Source organism: Parapedobacter defluvii (assembly GCF_014642075.1).
In the GTDB taxonomy this organism is placed as follows: Bacteria; Bacteroidota; Bacteroidia; order Sphingobacteriales; family Sphingobacteriaceae; genus Parapedobacter; species Parapedobacter defluvii.
In genome coordinates, this window is the sequence record NZ_BMIK01000062.1 from 1 (window position 1) to 725 (window position 725).

Sequence of the window (725 nt, forward strand, 5' to 3'; positions counted from 1 at the left end):
ATATTTACCGTTTCCTGTTTGGTTGCCGTCATCGTGGGCTGTCAGGCTCCGCTCGTACTGCAGCCGCTTGACTATACCGAGAATCCCGTGGATATCCCCAATCCCGACAGGGGCGCCTACCGCGGCCGGTGGCAGAACATACCGCCGGAACTGGTCAATGACCACAATTCGCCTTTCGGCATTACACCCGAAGTGGACCACCGCGTCCCGGTTGATGCTAATTCTGTGCTGTACCATGGAAGACAGGTGCCCCCCGTGGAGGGCGATGATATCGAAGAGACCCAATTTTTCAACGGCGTCAATCAGAACGACAAGCCCTACATCGGCGGTACCGGGGTCGCTGCCCTCCCTTCCATCTCTTTTATGTGTTTCGACTTATGCAACTTTTCGTCAAACGCCTTCCTCTCGGCAAAAGATGCCTTCGGTTACAAGGATGACGGGCTGTTCAGGGAACCCCGAACCGGAGCCCCGAGGACAGGAAAAACACAGCCCTTAACCACGTATGCACTTGATTACATCAGGGGACTGCTCCAGAAGGTAAGGGACGGCAACGGTGTCGCCTTTCTGAAATTCTCCTATGACGGAAACGGGTTCAATTACATCGAACCCCACAAGTACCCCCAGCTGGAGCTCACCCAGGGACTGATCCACGGGCCCGAACCGGCATACGTAACCCCCAATAATCCTTCGGCCATGTGCGATGTACCCGGCCATACGGACAAAAA

The 725-nt window shown here is 55.3% G+C and carries 1 protein-coding gene; it reads left to right on the forward strand.

Annotated elements, in window-relative coordinates:
- The coding region (locus IEX60_RS24740; RefSeq protein ID WP_188754070.1) for a hypothetical protein at window positions 1-725 on the forward strand (725 nt) is incomplete at both ends.